Below are 25,030 nucleotides of genomic sequence, written 5' to 3'. Positions count from 1 at the left end.
TAAAAAACCTAAACCATACGACGTAAAAGTCGGGAGGAAAGATGGAAACTGTAGTTGGTCTAACCGCTATCGCTGTTGCACTGTTGATCGGCCTGGGCGCCCTGGGTACTGCCATTGGTTTCGGCCTGCTGGGCGGCAAGTTCCTGGAAGGCGCAGCGCGTCAGCCAGAAATGGTTCCAATGCTGCAAGTTAAAATGTTCATCGTTGCCGGCCTGCTCGACGCCGTGACCATGATCGGCGTTGGTATCGCTCTGTTCTTCACCTTCGCGAACCCCTTCGTTGGTCAACTCGCCGGTTAATCACTCGTTTTTCGAGTGATTGGTGTGTTGTGCAACGAATGAGCGAGGTATTGGCGTGAACATTAATGCAACCATTATTGGTCAGTCCTTAGCGTTCTTGATTTTTGTCGTTTTCTGCATGAAGTTCGTATGGCCTCCGGTCATCGCGGCTTTGCACGAACGTCAAAAGAAGATCGCGGATGGACTGGACGCTGCCGCACGAGCAGCTCGCGACCTGGAGTTGGCCCAAGATAAAGCGGGTCAGCAACTGCGCGAAGCGAAAGCTCAAGCAGCCGAAATCATTGAGCAAGCCAAGAAACGCGGTAACCAGATTGTTGAAGAGGCTGTTGAAAAAGCCCGTATCGACGCTGACCGTGTGAAGGTTCAGGCTCAAGCCGAGATCGAGCAGGAACTGAACGGTGTCAAAGATGCGCTGCGTGCCCAACTGGGTGCTCTGGCCGTCGGCGGTGCTGAGAAGATCCTGGGTGCCACAATTGATCAAAACGCGCACGCGGAGCTGGTTAACAAACTGGCTGCTGAAATTTAAGCGAGGGCGATCATGGCAGAATTGACCACGTTGGCCCGACCTTACGCTAAGGCAGCCTTCGAGCACGCCCAGGCCCACCAGCAGCTGGCCTCTTGGTCAGCCATGCTCGGCCTGGCTGCAGCAGTGTCGCAAGACGGCACCATGCAGCGCGTGCTCAAGGCCCCGCGACTGACGAGCGCAGACAAGGCCGCCACTTTTATTGAAGTGTGCGGCGACAAGTTTGATGTGAAAGTGCAGAACTTCATCAATGTCATCGCCGAAAACGACCGTCTCCTGCTTTTGCCGGAGATTGCCGCTCTGTTCGACCTGTACAAGGCCGAGCAAGAGAAATCGGTAGACGTTGAAGTGACCAGTGCTTTTGCATTGAACCAAGAACAGCAAGACAAACTCGCCAAGGTTCTCAGTGCACGACTCGACCGGGAAGTGCGCCTGCAAGTTGCGGAAGACCCATCCCTTATTGGGGGTGTTGTCATTCGCGCCGGCGACCTGGTTATCGATGGCTCGATTCGCGGCAAACTCGCGAATCTTGCCGAAGCATTGAAATCTTGAGTTTGAAGGGGCAGCAGAGCAATGCAGCAACTCAATCCTTCCGAAATAAGTGAAATTATCAAGGGCCGCATCGACAAGCTCGATGTGACCTCCCAAGCCCGTAACGAAGGCACTGTCGTCAGCGTATCTGACGGCATCGTGCGGATTCACGGTCTGGCCGACGTTATGTACGGCGAGATGATCGAGTTTCCGGGCGGCGTCTACGGTATGGCCCTCAACCTGGAGCAAGACTCCGTAGGTGCCGTGGTATTGGGCGCGTACACCAGTCTGGCTGAAGGCATGAGCGCCAAGTGCACTGGCCGCATCCTGGAGGTTCCGGTTGGTAAGGAATTGCTGGGTCGCGTAGTCGACGCACTGGGTAACCCTGTTGACGGTAAAGGTCCACTGGGCAACACCGAGACCGACGCGGTCGAGAAAGTTGCTCCAGGCGTGATCTGGCGTAAGTCGGTAGACCAGCCTGTACAGACTGGCTACAAGGCTGTCGATGCCATGATCCCAGTCGGCCGTGGCCAGCGTGAGCTGATCATCGGTGACCGTCAGATCGGTAAAACCGCTCTGGCGATCGACGCGATCATCAACCAGAAGAACAGCGGCATTTTCTGCGTCTACGTAGCGATCGGTCAGAAGCAATCGACCATCGCCAACGTGGTTCGCAAGCTGGAAGAAAACGGCGCCCTGGCCAACACGATCATCGTGGCTGCCAGTGCTTCGGAATCTCCTGCGCTGCAATTCCTGGCACCGTACTCCGGTTGCACCATGGGTGAATTCTTCCGCGACCGCGGTGAAGACGCGCTGATCGTTTATGACGATCTGTCCAAGCAAGCAGTGGCTTACCGCCAGATTTCCCTGCTGCTGCGCCGTCCACCAGGCCGTGAAGCCTACCCAGGCGACGTGTTCTATCTCCACTCCCGTCTGCTGGAGCGCGCATCCCGCGTTTCGGAAGAGTACGTAGAGAAGTTCACCAACGGCGCAGTGACCGGCAAAACCGGTTCCCTGACCGCACTGCCGATCATCGAAACCCAGGCTGGCGACGTTTCCGCGTTCGTTCCGACCAACGTGATTTCCATCACCGACGGTCAGATCTTCCTGGAATCGGCCATGTTCAACTCGGGCATCCGCCCTGCAGTGAACGCCGGTGTTTCGGTATCCCGTGTGGGTGGTGCCGCTCAGACCAAGATCATCAAGAAGCTCTCCGGTGGTATCCGTACCGCTCTGGCTCAGTACCGTGAACTGGCCGCATTCGCCCAGTTCGCTTCTGACCTGGACGAAGCGACCCGTAAGCAACTTGAGCATGGTCAGCGCGTTACCGAGCTGATGAAGCAGAAGCAATACGCCCCAATGTCGATCGCTGACATGGCGTTGTCGCTGTATGCCGCTGAGCGTGGGTTCCTGACCGACGTTGAAATCGCCAAGGTCGGCAGCTTTGAACAAGCGCTGATTGCTTACTTCAACCGCGATCACGCCGAATTGATGGCGAAGATCAACGTGAAGGGTGACTTCAATGACGATATCGACGCTGGCATGAAAGCCGGTATCGAGAAGTTCAAGGCCACCCAAACCTGGTAAGCCGCAGCGGGAGCCGCAAGGCTCCCGCTTGCTAACCTGATAGGTGTTACATGGCAGGCGCAAAAGAGATTCGCAGTAAGATTGCGAGCATCAAAAGCACGCAAAAAATTACCAGCGCCATGGAAAAAGTGGCGGTCAGCAAAATGCGCAAGGCACAAATGCGCATGGCTGCTAGCCGTCCTTATGCGGAGCGTATCCGCCAGGTAATTGGGCATCTGGCCAACGCCAACCCGGAATACCGCCACCCGTTCATGATCGAGCGCGCCGTCAAGCGTGTGGGTTATGTGGTAGTGAGCAGTGACCGTGGTTTGTGCGGTGGTTTGAATACCAACCTGTTCAAGGCCCTGGTCAAGGACATGGCGGTAAACCGCGAAAACGGCGTCGAGATCGATCTGTGTGTTGTTGGTAGCAAGGGTGCGGCCTTTTTCCGCAACTTCGGCGGTAACGTCGTTGCAGCTATCAGCCACCTGGGTGAAGAGCCGTCGATCAATGATTTGATCGGCAGTGTGAAGGTGATGCTGGATGCTTACCTGGAAGGCCGGATCGACCGCCTCTCCGTGGTATCCAACAAGTTCATCAACACCATGACCCAGCAGCCAACCGTGGAGCAATTGATTCCACTGGTGGCGACTCCGGATCAGGAACTCAAGCACCACTGGGACTACCTCTACGAACCAGACGCCAAAGAGCTGCTTGACGGCTTGATGGTGCGCTACGTGGAGTCGCAGGTGTACCAGGCGGTGGTCGAGAACAACGCAGCTGAACAAGCGGCGCGGATGATCGCGATGAAAAACGCTACCGATAACGCCGGTGATCTGATCAGCGATTTGCAGCTGATCTACAACAAGGCGCGTCAGGCTGCGATCACCCAAGAGATCTCGGAAATCGTCGGCGGCGCTGCCGCGGTTTAACGGTTCAAATATTCAGAGGATCCAGCTATGAGTAGCGGACGTATCGTTCAAATCATCGGCGCCGTTATCGACGTGGAATTTCCACGCGACAGCGTACCGAGCATCTACAACGCGCTGAAAGTACAAGGCGCGGAAACTACTCTGGAAGTTCAGCAGCAGCTGGGCGACGGCGTAGTTCGTACCATTGCGATGGGTTCCACCGAAGGCTTGAAGCGCGGTCTGGACGTTATCGACTCTGGCGCTGCCATCTCCGTACCGGTCGGTAAAGCGACCCTGGGCCGGATCATGGACGTACTGGGCAACCCGATTGACGAAGCTGGCCCGATCGACACCGAAGAGCGCTGGGGCATTCACCGTCCAGCACCTTCGTTCGCGGAACAGGCTGGCGGCAACGACCTGCTGGAAACCGGCATCAAGGTTATCGACCTGGTTTGCCCGTTCGCCAAGGGCGGTAAAGTCGGTCTGTTCGGTGGTGCCGGTGTAGGCAAGACCGTAAACATGATGGAACTGATCCGTAACATCGCCATCGAGCACAGCGGTTATTCCGTGTTCGCCGGTGTGGGTGAGCGTACTCGTGAGGGTAACGACTTCTACCACGAGATGAAGGACTCCAACGTTCTGGACAAAGTGGCACTGGTCTACGGTCAGATGAACGAGCCGCCGGGAAACCGTCTGCGCGTAGCACTGACTGGCCTGACCATGGCCGAGAAGTTCCGTGACGAAGGTAACGACGTTCTGCTGTTCGTCGACAACATCTACCGTTACACCCTGGCCGGTACTGAAGTATCCGCACTGCTGGGCCGTATGCCTTCCGCAGTAGGTTACCAGCCGACCCTGGCTGAAGAGATGGGCGTTCTGCAGGAACGTATCACTTCGACCAAGGAAGGTTCGATCACTTCGATCCAAGCGGTATACGTACCTGCGGATGACTTGACCGACCCATCGCCTGCGACCACCTTCGCCCACTTGGACGCCACCGTCGTTCTGTCCCGTGACATCGCTTCCCTGGGTATCTACCCAGCGGTCGATCCACTCGACTCGACTTCGCGCCAGCTGGACCCGAACGTGATCGGCCAGGAGCACTACGACACCGCTCGCGGCGTTCAGTACGTGCTGCAGCGTTACAAAGAACTGAAGGACATCATTGCGATCCTGGGTATGGACGAGCTGTCGGAAGCCGACAAGCAGTTGGTAAACCGTGCTCGTAAGATCCAGCGCTTCTTGTCGCAGCCGTTCTTCGTGGCTGAAGTCTTCACCGGTGCTTCGGGTAAATACGTTTCCCTGAAAGACACCATTGCTGGCTTCAAAGGCATCCTCAACGGTGACTACGACCACCTGCCAGAACAAGCGTTCTACATGGTCGGCGGCATCGAAGAAGCGATCGAGAAAGCCAAGAAACTGTAATCCAGGCGCCCGGAAACGGGCGCTCATCAGGTTGAGGCAATCAGATGGCTATGACAGTCCATTGCGATATCGTCAGCGCGGAAGGGGAAATCTTCTCCGGTCTGGTAGAAATGGTGATTGCACACGGCGAACTCGGTGACCTGGGTATTGCCATGGGCCACGCGCCATTGATCACCAGCTTGAAGCCAGGTCCGATCACTCTGACCAAGCAAGGCGGGGAAAAGGAGGTGTTTTACATCTCCGGTGGTTTCCTTGAGGTTCAGCCGAACATGGTCAAGGTACTTGCCGACACCGTGCAACGTGCTGGCGACCTGGATGAAGCCTCCGCTCAGGAAGCCGTCAAGGCTGCCGAGAAGGCCCTGAACGAAAAGGGTGCGGACTTCGACTACAGCGCTGCTGCTGTACGTCTGGCCGAGGCTGCAGCTCAGCTGCGCACGCTCCAGCAGATCCGCAAGAAGTAAGCGGCGACGCCGTGATGCTTATGCGCGATTGATTAAAAAGGGTAGCCTCGGCTACCCTTTTTCTTTTTTAGCAAAACACATCTTTGGTCTGAAGCCGGACCGCCCAGGATTGGTAGCCATTCATGTCTCTTGAAATCGTCATTCTCGCCGCAGGCCAGGGCACCCGCATGCGTTCGGCCCTGCCCAAGGTGCTGCACCCGGTCGCGGGCAATTCCATGCTTGGGCATGTTATCCACAGCGCTCGTCAACTGGACCCGCAACGTATCCACGTGGTGATCGGCCACGGTGCTGATGTGGTGCGCGAGCGCCTGGCGGCGGATGACCTGAATTTCGTATTACAGGACAAACAACTGGGCACCGGCCACGCCACCGCGCAAGCTGTGCCGTTCATTACCGCCGACACCGTGCTGATCCTCTACGGTGACGTGCCGCTGATCGAAGTGGAAACCCTGCAACGCCTGCTCAAGCATGTGGTGCCCGGCCAGATGGGCCTGCTCACCGTTGAGCTGGATGACCCCACCGGTTACGGGCGCATCGTGCGCGGTGCCGACGGCAAGGTCGCGGCGATCGTCGAGCACAAGGACGCCAGTGAAGCCCAGCGGGCTATCACCGAAGGCAACACCGGCATCCTTGCGGTGCCTGCCAATAAGCTCGCCGACTGGATGAGCCGCCTGTCCAACAACAACGCCCAGGGCGAGTACTACCTCACCGACGTGATCGAGATGGCCGTGAGTGATGGCCTGCTGGTCGCCACCGAGCAGCCCCACGACCCGATGGAAGTACAGGGCGCCAATGATCGCAAGCAGCTTGCAGAGCTCGAGCGTCACTACCAACTGCGTGAAGGCCGCCGCCTGATGGCCCAGGGCGTGACCCTGCGCGACCCTGCGCGTTTTGACGTACGCGGTGAGGTCACCGTCGGCCGCGATGTGCTGATCGACATCAACGTGATCCTCGAAGGCCGCGTGATCATCGAAGACAACGTGGTCATCGGCCCGAACTGCGTGATCAAGGACAGCACCCTGCGCAAGGGCGTGGTGGTCAAGGCCAACAGCCATATCGACGGCGCCGTAATGGGCGAGGGCAGCGATGCCGGGCCTTTTGCGCGGTTGCGTCCGGGCACTGTGATGGGCGCCAGGGCGCACGTCGGCAATTTCGTCGAACTGAAAAACGCACGCATGGGCGATGATGCAAAGGCCGGCCACCTGGCTTACCTGGGGGATGCGGTGATCGGTGCGCGCAGCAACATCGGCGCAGGCGCGATCACCTGCAACTACGACGGTGCCAATAAGTACCAGACCACTATTGGTGAGGACGTCTTCATCGGCTCGAATAACTCGCTGATTGCACCTGTGACGATAGGTGATGGTTCGAACACTGCTGCGGGCTCAACCATCAACCAGGATGTGGATAAGTCCCAACTGGCCGTGGCCCGTGCACGCCAACGTAACATCGACGGCTGGAAACGCCCGGTCAAAATCAAGAAGACCTGAGTTATCCACAGCCTTATCAGCAGCGTTATCCAGATGTGGGAGGGGGCTTGCCCCCGATGGCGGATTTTCAGTCAATGTTTCAGTCGACTGATCTACTGCAATCGGGGGCAAGCCTCCTCCCACATTTGTGTGTGTTGCTTGAAAAATCTGGTTCCGACGCTTGACGATATCTTCTCAATAGGTTTTGATTGCCTTCGTTATCTTTCGAAACGAAACTTATAATTACCATGTCGAAACGAAATACACCCCAACGACGCCACAACATCCTGACCTTGCTCAACGAACAGGGCGAAGTCAGCGTGGACGAACTGGCCAAGCGTTTCGAAACCTCGGAAGTCACTATCCGCAAGGACTTGGCCGCGCTCGAAAGTAACGGCCTGTTGCTGCGTCGCTACGGTGGCGCGATCACCATGCCTCAGGAACTGGTGGGCGACCCCGCCCAACCGGTCTCGGCCTACAAACGTGCGATCGCCCGTGCTGCGGTGATGCGTTTGCGTGAACACGCCCGCATCATCATCGACAGCGGCAGCACTACCGCCGCCATGATCCCGGAACTGGGCCACCAGCCCGGCCTGGTGGTCATGACCAACTCCCTGCACGTGGCCAGCGCCTTGAGCGAACTGGAGCACGAACCGGTGCTGTTGATGACCGGCGGCACCTGGGACCCGCATTCGGACTCGTTCCAGGGCCAGGTCGCCGAGCAGGTGTTGCGTTCCTACGACTTTGATCAACTGTTCATCGGCGCCGACGGCATCGATCTGCAACGTGGCACCACCACCTTCAACGAATTACTGGGCTTGAGCCGTGTGATGGCCGAGGTCGCCCGTGAAGTGGTGGTGATGGTCGAATCCGACAAGATCGGCCGCAAGATTCCCAACCTGGAACTGCCCTGGAGCAGCGTCCATACCCTTATTACCGATGATCGCCTGCCGCTTGAGGCCCGCGACCAGATCCAAGCCCGCGGCATTACGCTGATATGCGCGGCAATCATCTAGGAGAAGCACCATGTGTGGAATTGTTGGCGCAGTCGCCGAACGTAACGTTACTGCCATCCTGCTCGAAGGTCTCAAGCGCCTGGAATACCGGGGCTACGACAGCGCGGGTGTGGCCGTCTTCACCAACGCCGGCAAGCTTGAGCGCATGCGCCGCCCAGGCAAGGTCAGCGAGTTGGAGCAGGCGTTGGCCGGCGAGCCGCTGGTGGGTCGCCTGGGGATTGCCCACACCCGCTGGGCCACCCACGGCGCACCGTGCGAGCGCAACGCCCACCCGCACTTCTCCGGTGACTTGGCCGTGGTGCACAACGGCATCATCGAAAACCACGAAGTGCTGCGCGAACAGCTCAAGAGCATGGGCTACGTGTTCACCTCGGATACCGACACCGAAGTCATCGCCCACCTGCTCAACCACAAGCTCAAGGACCACAGTGACCTGACCGCCGCCCTCAAGGCCACGGTCAAGGAGCTGCACGGCGCCTATGGTCTGGCCGTGGTCAGCGCCAGCCAACCTGACCGCGTGGTCGCCGCCCGCAGTGGCAGCCCGCTGGTGATCGGCCTGGGCCTGGGCGAGAACTTCCTCGCCTCCGACCAACTGGCCCTGCGCCAGGTGACCGACCGCTTCATGTACCTGGAGGAGGGCGATATTGCTGACATTCGCCGTGAAAGCGTGGCGATCTGGGACGTGAACGGTAATTCCGTCGAACGCGAAGCCGTGCAATACCGCGACGGTGCCGAGGCTGCCGACAAAGGCGAGTTCCGCCACTTCATGCTCAAGGAAATCCACGAACAACCGGCCGTGGTGCAGCGCACCCTGGAAGGCCGCCTTGGTGACAAGCAAGTGCTGGTCAACGCCTTCGGCCCGCAAGCCGCCGAGCTGTTCGCCAAAGTGCGCAATGTGCAGATCGTGGCCTGTGGCACCAGCTACCACGCCGGTATGGTTGCTCGTTACTGGCTGGAAGAACTGGCCGGCATCCCGTGCCAGGTCGAAGTCGCCAGTGAGTTCCGCTACCGCAAGGTGGTGGTGCAGCCCGACACGCTGTTCGTGACCATTTCCCAGTCCGGCGAAACCGCCGACACCCTGGCCGCGCTGCGCAATGCCAAAGAGCTGGGCTTCCTCGCCAGCCTGGCGATCTGCAACGTCAGCATCAGCTCCCTGGTGCGTGAGTCCGACCTGACCCTGCTGACCCAGGCCGGTCGCGAAATCGGCGTGGCCTCCACCAAAGCCTTCACCACCCAGTTGGTCGGCCTGTTGCTGCTGACCCTGTCCCTGGGCCAGGTTCGCGGCACCTTGGCTGCCGGCGTCGAAGCCACTCTGGTGGAAGAACTGCGCCGCCTGCCGACCCGCCTGGGCGAAGCCTTGGCCATGGACAGCACCGTGGAAAAAGTCGCCGAGCTGTTCGCCGACAAGAACCACACCCTGTTCCTCGGCCGTGGCGCGCAGTACCCGGTGGCGATGGAAGGATCCCTGAAGCTCAAGGAAATTTCGTACATCCACGCCGAAGCCTACCCGGCCGGTGAGCTCAAGCACGGCCCGTTGGCCCTGGTGGACGACGACATGCCGGTGGTCACCGTCGCGCCGAACAACGAACTGCTGGAGAAGCTCAAGTCCAACCTGCAGGAAGTCCGCGCCCGTGGCGGCCAACTGATCGTGTTCGCCGACGAAAAAGCCGGCATGACCAACGGCGAAGGCACCCACGTCATCAACATGCCGCACATCCACGACACCCTGTCGCCGATCCTCTACACCATCCCGCTGCAACTGCTGTCGTACTACGTCGCCGTGCTCAAAGGCACCGACGTCGACCAGCCGCGCAACCTGGCGAAGTCGGTGACGGTGGAGTAACCCGCTCCACCCTGGAGGCCCGCCTGGTTTTGAACAATATAGATTGACACTAATCAATATAATTTGACACGCGGAAACATAGATTGACACAAGGCTTAAACCCCCGTATCCACGGGGGTTTCTTCTTTCCAGGCTTTCCTTTGGTCTGGATTCATCGCTTCAGTTTTCAGCGGGTGTAGTCTAGAAATGCTTTAAATACGGTCGCTACGGTGGTCATGTTCTTCTACGACTTTTTCTCGGCAAGAGGTGAAGCGGTCCACATCGACTGAGGAGGCGTGGGTTGCGAGGTCGTAAGTTTGCATCACAGCAGGACATTGATCGGCACATTGCAAATGGATTTGGCGGAGGCGCCGGGGCGAGCTACGTGCCTTGGCTGCGGGTACAGGACGTTCCTTCGATCGGTCGTTCGCACAAGATTCAAGGCGTCAAGATCGACAGGATCCATCACTTGCTGTCAGATCTCGAGCGTTCTTACTTCCTTGTGTGTGAATTTTCAGAAGACGTCGTGGATATTCGTGAACAATACCCATTGCTCCCCTCAGAGCGGGCGCAAGCAATAGCAACGTCTATAGATGTACGCTTCCCCCGGTACCCTAGAACAACGCTGCCTTATGTGATGACGACCGACTTTCTACTAACTGTTAAGGACCAGAATGGAAATTTCAAGTCGGTAGCTAGAACTGTGAAGTATCGTTCTGATTTAGTAGGCAAAGGAAGTAAACGCACGCTTGAAAAACTTGAGATTGAAAAGCGCTTTTGGCAGAGTCAAGGTGTCGATTGGAAAATTGTCACAGACGAGTTTTTCACACGAGATCTGATTAAAAACCTTGGGCTAATCAGAAAATACTCAAAACTCCCTCGTGATTTAATGAAAGTATCGCTGCATTATAATTTTATTGATTGCTTGGCAAACAGCCGGGAATATCCGTGGACTTTGGCCACCTGTTTAAGAAAAATTGCATCCCTTCTGTCCATCTCCTATATCGACGCCCAAGCAATATTCTTCCATCTGGTTTGGAATAAGGTACTGAAAATCGACTTGGTTAGCTCTCCTCTACATCTTACTGGGCTAGTTCCTGACTTCGAAGTTATCCAGAACTCTATCGATATTTCGTTGAAGGAGAAAAGGACTTGATCGTTCTACAGCCTCACTTCACTATATGTTCTTGTAAGGTGCGTTCGCCGCATATGGATAGGGTTTAAAGGGATTTTGTATGAGACTGCCCCTCACCCCCCCCCTACAGATGTAGGGTTATCTCAATACTTGCGCAACGTTATTGTAAAATTTACAATTATGTTAAGATACCGCCAATAGGGAAATGAAGATGCGTAAATTGACGCCTGATGAAATTGAAAAAGTTGCAGGAGCTGTTGGGCCATGGGGGGCTGCCGCAGGTGCAGTTGCAGGAGGGATGGCATACGTAGGGACCCAAGCTGGCGCTGGGCAGTCTGCGACGTTGAGCGGTGCTGCTGCTGCAATGACCACAGGTGCAGTTGCAGGGTTTTATACGCCGACTACAACTGCCCAGTCGGTAGGAATTGCTATAGGCAGTTTGTACGCAGGATTAGCCGGTGGGCTTGTCACTAGAGGCACAAGCCCAAGCAGCGCAGCCTGACATTGGGATTGGGGCTGCCCGTTCGCGATAAGCCCCATACTAGCGAGACATTCATTGGTTGGGATTTTCAACTCTACTTTAGGATCTACGATGGGAAGTTTTTCGGCTGGAGAGTTCTTAAATATTCTTTGTTGGGGCCTTATTGTTGTAGGAGTATCATGGGTGCTGATAATTGGGTTTGAGAAAATTAAACAAAGTAAGATTCCCGATGCATTAAAGGCGGCCATTCTGATTCCTGTCGCGTTGTCTATCGCATTTTCATGCGCCGCTAACTTTCCAATCCCGATTTAAGCTTGGCTCCTGATAAATTCGACATCCATGTGTGTTTCCGATGTTTAATATTTAAAATATCCAGAATAATAATTATCTACGAGAGAAGATGATTCGCAGGCTCATAAGCTACATAAGTAGATTGTGTATTGTACTTTCTGTTTTTCTTTCATGTCAGCGCCAACTTGAGCATGCCAATGACCGCGGTGATATGCGCCTTGAATACAATTGTCTAAGCGAACGGCTCTTAGGCCTCTTGACACAGAGCCGTGCGTGATTGCCTCCCGCCAAACAAATATTGATCACAGATCCGATGCACGTAATCAATACAATTCTCGCGCGCCAATGCGTCAAGCTGTCACGCGAGAACGGAGGCGTTACAGCGTCTGCACAATGACTTGACTTTTCAGGTCATTGACCATGCCATCAATCGCCGGCTGCATGGCCACGAAATCCTCAGGGGTGCAGAGGATGTCTGGCTTGGTAAACATGTAGTGACGGGTGATCAGCACCGTGTTGCCCTTCTTCACATAGGTCGACTGGTAGTCGAAGCCCGCTTGTTTCAACGATACCGACTTGGGTATCGCGAGGATCTTCACCTTGCCGGGAAACTCTAGGTGCGCCACCTCGGAGATTTCACCCGAGAGACAAGTGAAGGTCTGGGTACGTTCCTTTTCAGCGATCAAGGAAAATACACTCTGGGCGATGCCGCCGGCTAGGCTGGAGAGAGTGGGTGTACCGGTCGGGCCGGGCAGATTCACCAAATTGTTAGTGCGACCATTGATGGTGGACTTGAAGGTATCGCTAGTGCCTTCGAGTGAGTCGGTTTCGATCACGCCACTGCCCGATTGCCCGTACATACTCAGAATTTTCTGTACCAATTGGTTACGGTCGGCCGGCTGCATGGCCTTGAATATGAAGCGATTGATTTCCGCGCCCCAGCCTTGGGCGATGGAGTCATGGGTAAAGTCGGCAGCGCCTTTGGCGTTGACTTTGAACGTCAGCGTTGTGCCAATCTTGCCCTGTTGGCTGAACGGAGTGTGTGCTCGCTCCCCTGCCTGGGTCAGCAGTACCGGTTTGCCTAGTTCGGGGATGGGCAGGTAGCCTGCAGCGATGGGGGTGGCAGTGGAGTCTAGGTACAGATCGAGGCTTGGTACATAAGTGATCACATGATTGAGCAGACCTAGGGTCGGCACTTTGGGCAGTACGTAGGCATTGCCGGAATTGATCAGCGCGGGCGAGCTTTCAATGGCGACGGCCTTGAGGAGCGCTTCCAGCAGGGCGACATGATCCTTGCAGTCGCCATAGCGGTTATCCAGCACGGTCTGTGCCGAATGCGGCACCACGCCGCCAGCGCCGATATACACGGCCACATAGCGAATGTTCTTACGTACCCAATCACTCAGCACCAGGGCCTTGCTACGTGGGGTGTCGAGGTTGGCGGTGAGTTCCTTGGCCAGCTTGGTCATGGCCGGGGTAACGTCTACCTGAGCCCTGGCGGCGTATGCCTGGGCAAATTGTTTATAGTCGCTGAACGTCGATACCGCTAGGAACTGCCCGTAATCGGTGTAGGCGACGGAGCCATCTTCCACACGATTTTTCTCAGTTTTTTCCAAGTCCCAACGGTATACCGTTCGCCCATTGGCGGTGGTCGGCGTGGACGCGTTGAAACCCCGAGAGTCGGCGTGCAACTGCATATTGGCGGGCATATCGTAGATGAGGCGCACCTGCTCGTTCTGGTAGAAATCCGGTGAGGAAAGGTCTTCGAATTGCCCAGGGAGCAGGGGCGTGTTGCGATGGCGTTGATAGCGCATGACCATCCGGTCACCCACTTGCAGTTCCGGGAATATCACCACCTTGACCCGCGAGTCCTGGAACATTGGTGCTTCTGCCGAAACCTGCTCCTGCTGTTCCTTGATCTGGTCGGCCGATACGACGACTTTGCGGCCATCGGGTTTCAAGGTATAGGCCTCGACAATATCCAGGGTTTCCAGGGTGCGGTTATAGCTTACCGAGCGCTGGGCATTAGGCTTGAGCGCACGCTCCTCATTGATCCGCATAACTCGTTCGACATCCAGTACGAAGCTGCCATCGGCATTCACCACGTAGGATTGGATATCTCTTTCGTGAGTCAGAGAAAGGTCGGTGTAATCGGCACGGGCTTTCGCCGCAAACAGCACGCAGTTCATGATTGTCAGCACACCGAACAGGCGTAAAGCTGAAAATGTGAGGCCTTGCATAGAGATCCTTCTGGGCTAGGGATGCCGTTTAACGAGGCATATGTTTATTTTTTAATCTGATGGATGAGAAGGACGTATGTTTCATTAGATGACCACATACTAATCCACAGAGAGTCGAAATGAGCCAATGACATATCTAGATCATATTGAACATCTAACGACTTTCCGAACAGAGTAATCTGAGTTTCTACGTACCCAGGAAATTCTAGTGGTGTCATGTTCTCTAAAATATTGTTTGAGCGCGTCTAACGCGTATGCTGCACCTCTGAACGGAAAGCAGCAATCTATAATCCAGGTTGCCGCCCCCTCATCCCACTCAGACTCATGCAAAAGGAAATTAGTATCGTTGAGTAAGCGCTGCTCGCTGTCAGGAGCTAGATTTGCCCACGTTATATAACCAACGGGATCGCCACAACCATCATAAAAGAATAGTATTTGTTTGTGGTTAATTGCGGGCATGAGCCATGCCCTAATATCTATTAGCCTAAGTGAAAAATAAAGCTGACACTCCATTGCTATTGAACATGCAGTTCCTATCATACCAGCTCTTTTTAGGAAGCTATCATTTCGACAATGAGTAATGAAGTTGAGCTTTTTGTTACTCATGGAAAACTCCAATAATTTTTTGATAAAAACAGCACACGGTTTCTACACCTAAAATTTTATCTCTCACTTCAGAGAACTTGCCTGAGATATTTACATTGCGTTTTTTGTCTTCAGCCATAAACAGGCCAGTTAATGCATCAAACTGTATGACGGTCGACTCATCATCCCAAACATGCTGGATAAATCCTTCATTATATTCAAAGGCCAGAGTAGTAGCGAGATTTGATCTTTTAAATAATAGGTCATAGCTTGCTTTATCCTCCTCCCACCCTCGATTATTCCGAATAACATCAGTGATCTCATCATATAGATCAACTAGTACTGAATTGCATCTGTTTAGTCTAGTTAAGTTTATTGCAATACAAGTAGCGATATTTTTACGACTGACGCCTATAGCGCTCGCCTCTGAAACGACCAAGTCGAAGAAATTTCCATAGCTCGTGATCATCTGACTTAAGAGGGTGTCATCGCCAGAGAACCACGACAAATCTATAACTTCGTTATCATTCTTTCCTTTGAAAAGTTCCAAATATAGTCGAGAGATCCAGTGCTCGTACCCTATCCAGGAACCAGCGCTAATGGGAGTGATTATATATTTATCTTTAGTTAAAATTTTCTTTAATTTTTCTGAAAAGTCTAAGAAACAAGCGTTATCGGCAAGGTGCCTTACCATGAACAAAGGAAACCCAGCCTGTACCGCATTACATTCGGATGAGTTTTTTTCAAACTCAATATTGAATGCGTGAAGAGATTTTTCAAATATCTCGCTAGAGGCCTCTAGCGAGATAACGCCGTACTTGTTTAAATAAAAGCACATGTCGTTTATGCTATTGATTGCAGGTGCATATTCCGCTTTAAACTTATCGATGTTGAATCCATTCCACCATAGTCGCTCTGAAAATACTGCTGAGCCTGCCAAGTCCATCCAGGCGCCATCAGTTGTTATATTCGAAGCGCTGACATTTGCATGGTAAATTCGTTTAGATCTAGCCGCAGAAAATTGCTTAGCATAACGAGTTGCTAATTCAACCATACCCAAGCTTAAAGATTCGGGTAGTGCATTTGCATCTTGATTAGTACTATTTTGTGGAAGAAACGAAACGAGTCTTTGTATTGCTAAAGCCACACGCTTGGCATCTTCACTTAAAGCGCCATGTTTTTTTTCTTTAAAATATAATGCTCTTATAAAGTGGGCCGGTCGCACAGCGGGTAGCCTAATTAAAAGAGCTCGTGCATGATGCGTATTTGATTCCTCAAATTCGACATCCAAATCTATAATCGCAACTGTTCTTACCGCACCATACGGTAGTGCACGCTGAACAACCTCCGCCCAAATTGACTCATGGATAGCAATACTTAGAGATAGGAATCCATTTGCATGAGTATATCCCTGGGGATTTGGAGGTCTAACGCTGACTAGCTTATTGGCACCTATCCCTTTTAGTTGAAAAGAACCGTCAAAACCACATCGAGCGCCGCCTCCATTTGTTAAGATTCCATCCCCGCCATAGCGTTCAGCAAAGAATTTTTTTTTATCATAGGGACGTTTCGCACAAATTTCCTGATATACGATAGTATAGCTGTATCTGGATAGTAACTCTGCCTCCCCCAAGCCTCTATCGAGAAGTGAATTACAATATACAATTTTTCCTTTGTTAGCCTTTACTGTTTCAAATGGTACGAAGACTTCTGGTAAATCATTCAGTGTTAGTTGTGCCACGCCCGACTTCCTCATTTTGAGAAATCACTGAGTATTTTATATATGCCTATCTCGCCAGAATACTGTGACAGCGCACTATCAAATGATATCAATCGGTCAGCTGTTGCTTTCCATTCAGCGATATTATGATACGCGTTAATAAACCAACTCAAATTTTCGCACAAATTCCCAAATGCTGAGTTTATCTGCATGACTTCACCAAACATAATGGAACCAGAAAAAAATCGCGGAACTGCCAACAAGCTGCTAAGCATCAAGGAAAATTGGCCATAACTTTCCGTAAACAGTGATAGCCGCACCTTTACGCGAATAGTTCGTCGCATATTGGCGAGGCTTAACTCAAGCTTATCGCCGATATGGCTCCTGTCACAACTTCGCGTAATTTTAGAAGGTCCCAACTTTTTTTGATCGCGAAATTTTACCAGTGAATACCTGAGGTCAGCCTCTGACTTTTGCTGGTTATTATTCAATGATACAAGCTTAAATCCAATTTTTTGACTAATATACATACCCATAAACGTATATAAAATCGCGCTCCAAAACATATAAGCTGGAACTGTTATCCCCCACAACGATGCATTACCTGAGATAGCGATCAGGACCACACTGAACGAGACCACACTCGCTAATGTATAAATGAGCCCGCAGGCCAAATAAAGCGTAGAAAAAGTAAATTTATTGATATCTTCAGCGATGCGTTGATCAGGATTGTCGACGCGACGTCCGACTTGTTCAGGCCGAGGGTATCGAATTATCCAAACTGAAAGATAATGTTCAGTTAACCATCGGCGCCACTTTAGCGCTAAAATATCCACTAAATAGGTAGTGAGCACCGAACGCCCTACGGAAAAACATACAATTCCAAAGAATATCAATACGAGCGTATAAAACTTATGCGCATTGAGCTCTTGAATGGAATTGTAAAAGTGCTTGTACCACTCGTTAAGCGATAATGCAGTTACTACCCCAAGAAGAGAGAGCATCACCAGCGCAATCAGTGCGCACCATGCAAAACTCTTCTCGCTCGACTTCCAATATAATGAAATCAATAAATATGTATTATGCGCAAAGCTATTTTCGTTAAACTTTTCCGTGCCTGTACGCGCTTCGTCGACATCCATCATGGCTTCTCGGTTTGTTTTAAACATATATTTTAAGTTTACGGGCCGACTATCAAACATGATTGCCTATAAGGCCCAGAACCCTAAGCGGCCCAAACTTGCCGCTAATTTTAAACGCGCCATTTGCCAGCTATTTAGTGCATTGATGTGTTGCTGCTCTGCAGTAGCGTACGCGTTCAATGCGTTAAGTAATTCAATCATGCTGCCAACACCGGATCGGTAACGGCCTTGTACCACGTCGAGAGCCTGGTTGGATTGATCAACCCACTCGGCCGTTCTTTCCAGTGACCGAGTTTCAGTTATTAATGCTTGATAATTACCCCACAAGTCTATTGAGATACGCTGCTCAACATCTGTAACCTCGGCTTCCCGCGCTTCAAGTTGCGCCTGAGCGCCTCGTACCTGATACGTGCGTTCGAATCCTTCAAACAACGGAATATTCAACTGCAGCCCGATACTGTTCTCACGTGCCCGGCTATCGCCATTGAACGCCATTGATTGGTTCAGCTGCATATCTGAGGCGCTGGCGATAAATGACAGCGTAGGGCGGCCTTCTGCCTTACTCTCTTCGATTGCAGCTTTCGCTGCATCCAGCCTAGCCTTGGCTGCGACGAGTGAGGGGTGATCCTGTTTGGCTTGCTCAAGCAACTCATCAATGCTTGTGACAAATCTAGTATCGGGACGCCGAGTCAAGCTTCCCACTAACTCCAACGGTGTTTGCGGCGCCAGCCCCATCCGCAGGGCAATAAGGCCCTTTGCATTGACTAAGGTCCCATTGCTGCGGACTTCATTGAGCGCTGCTTGCGAATACGCCGCTTGGGCTTGAAGGCGGTCCGACAGCGCGGCTGCGCCAGCGTCATATTTGGCACTGGCAGCCTTGAGATTTTCGGCCGCCAACACTGCCACTTGAGCGGCGGCAACCTGACTGTTTTGTGCGGCCAGTGTGTCGTAGTACAGCTGTGCGGCCAGTAGAAAGGTTTGCTGTAGTTGCTCATCTTGATTAGCGTTTGTCGCAATCAACAACTGGCGAGCATTGCTCAACGCTGCGTCGCGCCGTCCAAAATCAAACAACACCCAGCTCAACGCCAATCGATGATCGACTTGGCTTTTATGACCGTGGCTGGAGTATTCCTCTCGCTGATCATAATTCGTATCATTGCGCCCCGTGTTGATACCCGAACTGGCATTGAGTTTCGGAAGGTACGCCGACTGTCGTAATCCGACATTAGCTGCCAAGGCCTTGGCATTTGCCCAGTTCAAGCGTGCTTGAGGATCGTGACAGAGCACCCGCTCTATCATGTCCTCAAGCGTTAAGCGCGCGGATATCGGGCTGGCCTTACATGCGCCGGGAACGCTGTCGATATGTTGGGTTGCTGTGCTCGAGGCCAAGCGTTCGGTCGCGAAGATATCCAGACCTGCTGCCAGCGCGCACTGAGAATGAGCACAAAGACAAGCGATTAGCGTTGCGACGCACGCGGCCCTCGTCACGAGCTGACCGTGCCAATGCCATAAATGCATGGAGCCTGAGCAAACGGGGCCGGCACAATCCTCCCATGCTCCAGCATCACCACACGATCTGCTGACGCAATTGTCTCAGCACGATGAGCGATGATAATCCGGGTCACATCAAGTGCTCGTACCGACTCATTGACCTGTTGCTCGCAGGCCATATCCAGATGACTGGTAGCTTCGTCGAGAATCAGTATGTCGGGTTTTTTGTAAAGCGCCCTAGCTAACAGCACTCGCTGTTTCTGGCCACCCGACAACACCGTCCCCATATCACCCACCAGCGTGTTGTAACCCATCGGCATAGCCAGAATGTCGGTATGAATGGAGGCCATGCGTGCGCACTCCATCGCCCAATTCAAGTCAGGGTTTGATTCAAAAAATACGATGTTGTCTGACAGTGAACCGGCGAACAGGCAGTCATCCTGCAAGACTGTCCCGATCTTGCTGCGGTACGTCTCGGCCCCCAGTTGCTGTAGATCACTTCCGGCAATGTAGATCCGGCCTTCAGTGGGTTGAAATATACCCAAAAGCAAACTGACAAGGGTGCTCTTACCACTGCCAGAGACGCCCGTGATAGCAACCGACTCACCTTGCGCGATATAAAGATCGAGTCCATCAAGCACAAACGGTTCTTGATCTGAATATCGATACTTCACGCCCTTGAGCTCAATGTCCATCGAGCATGAAGGCCAAGCCGTGCCCGTTGGTGTGCCACGGCTATCTTCCGGTGGGTGCATAACAATGTCAGCTAGTCGCTCACCTTGAAGGCGTAACATGTATAGCTCAAACAAATGATCAATTAGGTTTGCAACACGACTTACAAACTGACCTTTGTACGCCATAAACGCAATTAAAACGCCGATAGTAAACTGGTTATTCATTACCATCGATGCACCAAGCCAGATGGTAAGTAGGTTTTCCAACCCGAATATCAAACCGTTCAGTTGCGTATAGATCAGCTGCAACTTCTGTGTTCTCAAACCAGCGTTGATCTGTTCTACCAACAAGCCAAGCCAGGCAAGCCGCCTTTCATTCTGGCGTTGGAATAGCTTGATTGGCCGCATGCCGCGAACAGTTTCCAGGAAGTGACTTTCCTGCCGCGCGGCATGAACAATCTGTTCTTCACTGGCCCGACGCAAGGGGTAGTACCACGCCCATCGAACCACCACGTAGAAGACCATCGCCGTCGCGGCAATGGCTGCCAGCAACGGGCTGTAGATAAACATGAGTATGAAGGTAGCGACGGTAGTCAAACCATCCAGGACAGCAGAAAAGAACGCGGCAGTCAGTGTCCCCTGTATCACGTCGACAGCACCGAATCGTGAGACAACATCCCCCAGATGTCGCTTTTCAAAATAGTGGACCGGTAGGCGTAGCAAATGACTAAAGACATTGGCTCGCCACTGCACGCTCAAGAGCGTGCTCATATGCATCATGACCCAGGCCCGTATTGCACTCACTACTTGCTGCATCAGCAACAGCAAACCAAAACCAATAATTAAGGTTGTCAGCAAGTCGCGATCTTGGGTGACCAGCACGTTGTCGAGCGTCCACTGCAGTAAAAATGGACTGACCAGCGAGAACACCTCCAGCGCTAGTGCCAAGATCAGCACCTGCCCAAGGGAGCGGTAGAGACCGCTCACTCTTCCCAACATACTCATCAATTTGACCTGAGGCTTGGGCTCCTGTTTTTCAAATTCGCCGCTCGGCCAGACCTCGAGTGCTACACCCGTAAAAGATTTACTGGCCTCGGTCATGCTCAGATGACGGATGCCACAAGCAGGGTCATGCACAACAAGACGATGGTTCTCTAAGGCCTTGAGGACAACAAAGTGGTTAAAGTTCCAATGCAAAACACAAGGCAACTTGAGCTTGCTCAGATCCTCAAGTTCCAACCTGACAGCCCTAGTACCGAGATTCAGTTGATCGGCGGTCTGGATCAGTTGCTTGAGCGTGCTTCCTTTGAGCGAGACATTGAATTGACGGCGCAGGTCCATTAGCGATGCATGACGGCCATGGAACCCCGTTATCATCGCCAGGCAGGCCAGGCCACACTCCGTCGCTTCGGTTTGCAGGATTAGGGGTAGACGTCGGCCCACTCGTAGGGAGATTGCATCGAGATAGTTCATGCAGTCTCTCCTAAAATTTGCCGGTCAGGCTGTAAAGCGGTTCAAGCACCCACTCATAGAGATGGCGGGTTTCCTGCAGAATGTCTGCCTCAACCAACATGCCGGTTTGCAGCGGCCGCGCTTTGCCGTAAGCCATGACGGATTGCGATTCGACATCAACGCGAATGCGGTAGATCTGCTCACCCTCCAATCCCAGCCCTGGCACACTGCCCGTCATCGTTGCCAGCTCATTAGCCGACAATGTTGCCTTGGAGATAGAGATAACACTGCCACCGTGTTGGCCGAACTTTTGGTACGGATACGCCTGGTAACGCACTTTTACCGGGTCGCCGGCATGAATGAAGCCGATGGATTTACTCGGCGCATACAACTCGGCTTGCAGGTGAGAGTTTGCGGGTACGATACTCATCAAGACGCGCGAGCTATCAACCGTCTGGCCCGGCTCAACGAGAATCGCAGTGGCCACGCCGTCCTGGGGAGCCGTTATGACCAAAGCACGCTTGGCTTCGCTTTCAATCAATTCCTGCTGTATGCCAGACAGTGAGCGCTCAATGCTGGCGAGCTGGTTTTGATGCAGTGCCGAAAGCCCTGCAAACTCATGTTGAGTTTCCACCAACTGCTGGTTAAGCACTGTAGTTTCGCGAACCAGTCCCTGAAGGGTCTGATGCTGGCCTAACAATTCGGACTGTCGCTGTTGAAGCTGATCCATTGAGATGTAGCCCTTATCCATCAATCCTTGATAACGATCAGCAGCATTGGTCGCCAGCTTTACAAGCTTCTCCTGACTCTCCGTCTGCTGTGCCAGGGTCCGCAACTGCCGTCTTAAGCTTTCCAGCTTGCTTTGTAAGCTTTGCCGCTCTTCAGTTTGAAGTTGCCGTGTCTTCGCCAACTCGTCGCCTAAGGAGCGTTGCCGTATGGTCAATTGATCGTTTACGTCTGCTTGAACGGGTTGCGAATCTCCTGCGTAGCGCTCGCTGGAAATTCGGAACAATGGTGCTCCCAGCTTGACCGGCTGGCCTTCATCGACAAATCTTTCGAGTACTAAGCCGTACTGAGGTGCGTGTATTTTCAGTTGCCCTGAGAAGGGCACCAATTGACCTGGGACTGTAATCCGCTTTGTGTAACTTCCCCAGAGAAAAAAAGTCACTACCATGGCCGCGAAACCCCCGGCAATTAGCGTCAGCACCGCGAATGAAAACGGCCTGACGAGCACGACTTCCCCCAGCCAGTTACTTTGCCTAGAAGTCAAAGCTTCAAGCCGGAACAACGGAGTTTCTGGTGCCACAACTCATCCTTGGTAGTTTTTTCAGGTTCAACCCGGAGAAATACGCTTCCTCTCAGACGGCCGTAGGCCCGACTGAACAGTGATTGGCGTCACGCCGAAAAAATTAGTTACCGGGGTAAATTTCCTGCCGCCTCATTCGTAAGCTATCCGTAGACGCATAGCGCCTAGACAGCTATCGAAGATTGCTTTCTGCGCTGTGCAAATCACCGATGACTAAGCGCAGGGAGAAGCGTATTGAAAATTACCAATCGAGAGTCCGCGGTATTGGATTTTCTAGTTCAGGGGTTATCGAACAAGGAAATTGGTCGGGAATTAAGCATCAGCAATCACACTGTGAGGGACCACATATCATCAATCATGAGAAAGACCAATACGACCAATCGCGTGGAGTTAGCGATTTTAACCAGTACAATGAATAAAGCCAGATAGCACTAGCCTCAAAACTATTTGGCCTTCTACTATCTCAATCTTAAAAGATTTAGTCACCCCCTACAGCCGTAGGGTGCGCACAGATTTAGACATCGCACTGAGCTTGTGCTGAAGACAGCAGCTTATGGGCTCTCCCTTCATGACTGCTTACTTCTAGCTCTTCGTGTCAAACTATGTTGTGAGCAATCGGTCCCTGTATTTCAAGCGCAGCCCATCTGGGTCAATCTATGTTGCTGTTGTCTTTAGCCCGAATCATCCTACAGACCCCGATTTATGCGAGGGGGTGTGTCAAACTATGTTGTTGGTACCCACCGCCCGGGTCTCCAGGTCCCCGCGAAAGGACGCGCCTTCGATGAACACCCCCTCGCAAATCCACGAGCGTTTGCACAACCGCCGATTCACCGTCGCCAATAACACCCACGGGCTATCCGGCGCGGGAACGGTGTTTCATTACCTTGTTGAGGGAGATGCCATTTCCAGTACCTACCAAGGCGGTCGCATCCGCCTGGGTACGCAGGTCGGCCGCGTCACAGGCCCAGACGCTATCGAGCTGCTGTATCAGTGCCTGACACTGGAAGGTGAGCTGCTGGCCGGCTGGTCGCGGGGCATCATCGGTGTCGATGCTGCCGGGCGTACCACGCTGAGTTTCGTGTGGGGTTGGTTGTCGGGGGCGACGGGAGGCGGGGAGTCGAACTACGTGGAGCTGGTTGTATAGGCCAAAAAGAATCAGAAAAAAAATCAGAAAAATGTTTAGCAGATAGTTGTATAAAATCTTGGATTTATCCCGTTATTATTGGACCTTAAAGGAAAACAGATTCGAAAAAAAATCGGAAAATGGTGAGAAAAATGACGCAGAAGTTCATGTCCGGTAATCACTGGTTGGAACCTGTCTGGCCATCGCCAGGTTTTCCTGCGTCGATTTTACGTACGGCAGAGACGCTATCGTTTCGTGCCGGAAAACTCACGGGTTTGCTCCCCGAAAACACCGCTATTCGCATCGGCGGCCTGATGCGGATCACCAATAGTTACTACAGCAACCTGATTGAAGGCCAATTCACCGAGCCTGCTACGTTATCTACACGAGTACCCAGGCGCGACTCCAAAGAACTGCGTGAGCTGGCCGAAAGTCACATCGGCGTTCAGGCGTTACTGGAGCGAACAGTACGTCGGCCGAAATCAATTGACGCGCCTTGGAGCGTGTTCTTTGCCCCTGAATTCATTTCTGTCATTCATCGCCGCCTTTTTACAGGTGCCAGCGACGACGACTTGCGGCTGAGTGATGGGCGCTTAATGGTGCCGGGTCAATTGCGTGATAGTGCACAACGCAATGTCTTGGTGGGTGATCATGCAGCGCCTGCCTGGGAATCCGTCGCCCCCATGCTCACCCGCCTTCAACAGGTATATGGGGGGCAACCTGATCTGACGTCGCGAATTCTCAGCGCTCTTGCTTATCACCATCGTCTTGCGTTTATTCACCCATTTGAAGATGGCAATGGCCGAGTCGTGCGCATGATTACGCACTTGCAGTTGATGCGCCTTGGGCTAGCGTCCCCGCTTTGGTCACTTTCTCGGGGGCTGGCACGAAAACAGGATGAGTACTATGGACGCTTGCGTGCAGCGGACCAGCCGCGTCGCGGTGATCTCGACGGTCGTGGTCAGCTGACTCAAAGTGGGTTGTTCGAATTTGTAGAGTTCATGCTGCAAGTCTGCATTGATCAGATGGAGTATGTAGAACAAGCGATGGGCCTGGTAAGTCTGCGTCAACGGCTTGAGAGAGTGATTGGGCTTGAGGAGCGATTCATTGGGGCTGGAGTGAAGCCGGAAATGGCCAAGGCCATCCATATCCTGCTAACTCAAGGTGAGATTGCCCGAGCGGACTTCAAAATCTTTTCTGGGCTGCATGATCGCGTAGCAAGTGATCAGCTTAAAAAGTTAATTGATTTGGGCGTAGTTGAAGCGCCGTCTGCCAAGTCACGCTCGATTTTTCCCGGCCTACCCGTATGGTTCGCGCAGATGATATTCCCTGATCTTCATCGGCGCTTTTACTGAGCCAGGGGTCAG

The 25,030-nt window shown here is 53.1% G+C and carries 21 protein-coding genes; 14 read left to right on the top strand and 7 right to left on the bottom strand.

Annotated elements, in window-relative coordinates:
* The first annotated feature begins 41 nt into the window (after positions 1-41).
* From atpE to C8K58_RS07710, 11 genes are all read left to right on the top strand, one after another.
* Positions 42-299: a F0F1 ATP synthase subunit C gene (atpE, locus tag C8K58_RS07760; protein WP_002555987.1), complete on the top strand. Its 258-nt coding sequence runs from the start codon at positions 42-44 to the stop codon at positions 297-299.
* A 55-nt stretch (positions 300-354) separates the two neighbouring features.
* Positions 355-825 carry a F0F1 ATP synthase subunit B gene (locus C8K58_RS07755; protein WP_008439543.1) on the top strand — a complete coding sequence of 157 codons (471 nt, stop codon included), beginning with the start codon at positions 355-357 and terminating at the stop codon, positions 823-825.
* Between the two features lie 12 nt (positions 826-837).
* Positions 838-1,374, top strand: coding sequence for a F0F1 ATP synthase subunit delta (locus C8K58_RS07750; RefSeq protein WP_027608176.1), 537 nt, complete (start codon positions 838-840; stop codon positions 1,372-1,374).
* Between the two features lie 21 nt (positions 1,375-1,395).
* The gene (gene atpA, locus C8K58_RS07745; protein ID WP_003177064.1) at positions 1,396-2,940 is read left to right on the top strand and encodes a F0F1 ATP synthase subunit alpha; all 1,545 of its coding nucleotides are present in this window, start codon (positions 1,396-1,398) and stop codon (positions 2,938-2,940) included.
* 50 nt (positions 2,941-2,990) lie between these two features.
* A complete protein-coding gene (gene atpG, locus C8K58_RS07740; RefSeq protein ID WP_003195829.1) occupies positions 2,991-3,851 on the top strand; it encodes a F0F1 ATP synthase subunit gamma in 861 nt (286 codons plus the stop codon).
* A gap of 27 nt (positions 3,852-3,878) precedes the next feature.
* Positions 3,879-5,255, top strand: a complete 1,377-nt coding sequence (atpD, locus tag C8K58_RS07735; protein WP_003177062.1) for a F0F1 ATP synthase subunit beta — start codon at positions 3,879-3,881, stop codon at positions 5,253-5,255.
* A 44-nt stretch (positions 5,256-5,299) separates the two neighbouring features.
* The gene (locus tag C8K58_RS07730) at positions 5,300-5,716 is read left to right on the top strand and encodes a F0F1 ATP synthase subunit epsilon (RefSeq protein ID WP_003177061.1); all 417 of its coding nucleotides are present in this window, start codon (positions 5,300-5,302) and stop codon (positions 5,714-5,716) included.
* Between the two features lie 122 nt (positions 5,717-5,838).
* Complete coding sequence (gene glmU / locus C8K58_RS07725; protein ID WP_027608177.1) at positions 5,839-7,206, top strand: bifunctional UDP-N-acetylglucosamine diphosphorylase/glucosamine-1-phosphate N-acetyltransferase GlmU; 1,368 nt, start codon at positions 5,839-5,841, stop codon at positions 7,204-7,206.
* A gap of 227 nt (positions 7,207-7,433) precedes the next feature.
* Positions 7,434-8,201 (top strand): DeoR/GlpR family DNA-binding transcription regulator, encoded by a 768-nt coding sequence (locus C8K58_RS07720; protein WP_027608178.1) that lies wholly within the window; start codon positions 7,434-7,436, stop codon positions 8,199-8,201.
* Positions 8,202-8,211: 10 nt separating this feature from the next.
* Entirely contained in the window at positions 8,212-10,044 is a 1,833-nt protein-coding gene (glmS, locus tag C8K58_RS07715; RefSeq protein WP_027608179.1) for a glutamine--fructose-6-phosphate transaminase (isomerizing), read from the top strand.
* Positions 10,045-10,324: 280 nt separating this feature from the next.
* On the top strand, positions 10,325-11,179 hold the full coding sequence (locus C8K58_RS07710) for a TnsA endonuclease N-terminal domain-containing protein (protein WP_108573520.1): 855 nt from the start codon (positions 10,325-10,327) through the stop codon (positions 11,177-11,179).
* 1,128 nt (positions 11,180-12,307) lie between these two features.
* Here the strand turns inward: C8K58_RS07710 and C8K58_RS07705 are convergent.
* The 7 genes from C8K58_RS07705 to C8K58_RS07675 all read right to left on the bottom strand — a co-directional run bounded on the left by C8K58_RS07705 (position 12,308) and on the right by C8K58_RS07675 (position 22,522).
* Complete coding sequence (locus C8K58_RS07705; protein ID WP_108573518.1) at positions 12,308-14,170, bottom strand: DUF3857 and transglutaminase domain-containing protein; 1,863 nt, start codon at positions 14,168-14,170, stop codon at positions 12,308-12,310.
* Positions 14,171-14,311: 141 nt separating this feature from the next.
* Entirely contained in the window at positions 14,312-14,710 is a 399-nt protein-coding gene (locus C8K58_RS33050) for a toxin-activating lysine-acyltransferase (protein WP_371921648.1), read from the bottom strand.
* Between the two features lie 58 nt (positions 14,711-14,768).
* Positions 14,769-16,496, bottom strand: a complete 1,728-nt coding sequence (locus C8K58_RS32225) for a hypothetical protein (RefSeq protein WP_133822110.1) — start codon at positions 16,494-16,496, stop codon at positions 14,769-14,771.
* 11 nt (positions 16,497-16,507) lie between these two features.
* A complete protein-coding gene (locus C8K58_RS07690) occupies positions 16,508-17,620 on the bottom strand; it encodes an SbmA/BacA-like family transporter (protein ID WP_158277071.1) in 1,113 nt (370 codons plus the stop codon).
* 63 nt (positions 17,621-17,683) lie between these two features.
* The gene (locus C8K58_RS07685; RefSeq protein WP_256592521.1) at positions 17,684-19,006 is read right to left on the bottom strand and encodes a TolC family protein; all 1,323 of its coding nucleotides are present in this window, start codon (positions 19,004-19,006) and stop codon (positions 17,684-17,686) included.
* A gap of 95 nt (positions 19,007-19,101) precedes the next feature.
* Positions 19,102-21,255, bottom strand: a complete 2,154-nt coding sequence (locus tag C8K58_RS07680) for a peptidase domain-containing ABC transporter (protein WP_108573507.1) — start codon at positions 21,253-21,255, stop codon at positions 19,102-19,104.
* A 10-nt stretch (positions 21,256-21,265) separates the two neighbouring features.
* Positions 21,266-22,522: an HlyD family secretion protein gene (locus tag C8K58_RS07675; protein ID WP_218279004.1), complete on the bottom strand. Its 1,257-nt coding sequence runs from the start codon at positions 22,520-22,522 to the stop codon at positions 21,266-21,268.
* Between the two features lie 252 nt (positions 22,523-22,774).
* On the opposite strand from C8K58_RS07675, the gene C8K58_RS07670 reads away from it, so the two are divergent.
* From C8K58_RS07670 to C8K58_RS07660, 3 genes are all read left to right on the top strand, one after another.
* A complete protein-coding gene (locus C8K58_RS07670) occupies positions 22,775-22,969 on the top strand; it encodes a response regulator transcription factor (protein WP_108573503.1) in 195 nt (64 codons plus the stop codon).
* A 352-nt stretch (positions 22,970-23,321) separates the two neighbouring features.
* Positions 23,322-23,684, top strand: a complete 363-nt coding sequence (locus C8K58_RS07665) for a hypothetical protein (RefSeq protein WP_027608180.1) — start codon at positions 23,322-23,324, stop codon at positions 23,682-23,684.
* Between the two features lie 131 nt (positions 23,685-23,815).
* A complete protein-coding gene (locus C8K58_RS07660) occupies positions 23,816-25,018 on the top strand; it encodes a Fic family protein (protein ID WP_256221397.1) in 1,203 nt (400 codons plus the stop codon).
* Positions 25,019-25,030: the final 12 nt, after the last annotated feature.

Origin of the sequence: Pseudomonas sp. GV047, assembly GCF_003058245.1 — a bacterium.
GTDB lineage: Bacteria > Pseudomonadota > Gammaproteobacteria > Pseudomonadales > Pseudomonadaceae > Aquipseudomonas > Aquipseudomonas marginalis.
The sequence above is the reverse complement of the archived record's forward strand: the minus strand, read 5'-3'. Positions and strand labels throughout refer to the sequence as shown.

Coding starts and splice junctions, on each gene's coding strand:
- atpE (WP_002555987.1), top strand. CDS start 42: ATGGAAACTGTAGTTGGTCTAACCGCTATCGCTGTTGCACTGTTGATC.
- C8K58_RS07705 (WP_108573518.1), bottom strand. CDS start 14,170: ATGCAAGGCCTCACATTTTCAGCTTTACGCCTGTTCGGTGTGCTGACA.
- C8K58_RS07665 (WP_027608180.1), top strand. CDS start 23,322: ATGAACACCCCCTCGCAAATCCACGAGCGTTTGCACAACCGCCGATTC.
- C8K58_RS07730 (WP_003177061.1), top strand. CDS start 5,300: ATGGCTATGACAGTCCATTGCGATATCGTCAGCGCGGAAGGGGAAATC.
- C8K58_RS07720 (WP_027608178.1), top strand. CDS start 7,434: ATGTCGAAACGAAATACACCCCAACGACGCCACAACATCCTGACCTTG.
- atpG (WP_003195829.1), top strand. CDS start 2,991: ATGGCAGGCGCAAAAGAGATTCGCAGTAAGATTGCGAGCATCAAAAGC.
- C8K58_RS07750 (WP_027608176.1), top strand. CDS start 838: ATGGCAGAATTGACCACGTTGGCCCGACCTTACGCTAAGGCAGCCTTC.
- atpD (WP_003177062.1), top strand. CDS start 3,879: ATGAGTAGCGGACGTATCGTTCAAATCATCGGCGCCGTTATCGACGTG.
- glmS (WP_027608179.1), top strand. CDS start 8,212: ATGTGTGGAATTGTTGGCGCAGTCGCCGAACGTAACGTTACTGCCATC.
- C8K58_RS07660 (WP_256221397.1), top strand. CDS start 23,816: ATGACGCAGAAGTTCATGTCCGGTAATCACTGGTTGGAACCTGTCTGG.
- C8K58_RS07680 (WP_108573507.1), bottom strand. CDS start 21,255: ATGAACTATCTCGATGCAATCTCCCTACGAGTGGGCCGACGTCTACCC.
- C8K58_RS33050 (WP_371921648.1), bottom strand. CDS start 14,710: ATGATAGGAACTGCATGTTCAATAGCAATGGAGTGTCAGCTTTATTTT.
- glmU (WP_027608177.1), top strand. CDS start 5,839: ATGTCTCTTGAAATCGTCATTCTCGCCGCAGGCCAGGGCACCCGCATG.
- C8K58_RS07690 (WP_158277071.1), bottom strand. CDS start 17,620: ATGATGGATGTCGACGAAGCGCGTACAGGCACGGAAAAGTTTAACGAA.
- atpA (WP_003177064.1), top strand. CDS start 1,396: ATGCAGCAACTCAATCCTTCCGAAATAAGTGAAATTATCAAGGGCCGC.